This window comes from Granulicella sp. S190, assembly GCF_009766095.1.
Classification (GTDB): domain Bacteria; phylum Acidobacteriota; class Terriglobia; order Terriglobales; family Acidobacteriaceae; genus Edaphobacter.
Genome location: NZ_LMUD01000003.1, coordinates 1 through 450, shown reverse-complemented (window position 1 = coordinate 450; position 450 = coordinate 1). Strand labels below are relative to the sequence as shown.

The following is a 450-nucleotide window of genomic DNA, read 5'->3' as shown; positions in this document are numbered from 1 at the left end:
GTAGGTGAAGGTGTAGTTCTTGGCGGCGAGGGTTCCGGGGGCGGCGGTGATGGGGTAGGAGCCGACGGGCGAGGTGGCGGTATCGGCGGAGGTGAGCGAGGCGGAGCCGGTGACGGCGGTGGCGGCGGTGTCGCCGTTGACGAAGCCTGCGATCGTGGCGGTGAAGGTTGGATCAGCCTGGCCGTAGGCGCGGGTGGCGTTGTTGGCGGTGACGGCGAGGACGGCGGGGGTGACGGTGATCTGGGCGGTGGCGGTCTGGCCGGCGTAGTCTGCGGTGTCGGTGGGGGTGAAGGTGGCGACGACGGCGGTGGCGGGGCCGACGGGCAGGACGCCCGAGGGGCTGTAGGAGAAGCTGCCGGAGATGGAGGCGGAGGCCTTGATGCCGGTGCTGCCGCCGAGGGCGGTTCCGTAGACGATGCTCTGGTTGGGCCAGGTGATGGTGTAGCTGGA

The 450-nt window shown here is 70.7% G+C and carries 1 protein-coding gene; it reads right to left on the bottom strand.

The window, feature by feature from the left end:
* Positions 1–450 (bottom strand): MBG-2 domain-containing protein (locus tag GSQ94_RS01980; RefSeq protein ID WP_174240868.1); only part of this gene is annotated, 450 nt, incomplete at both ends.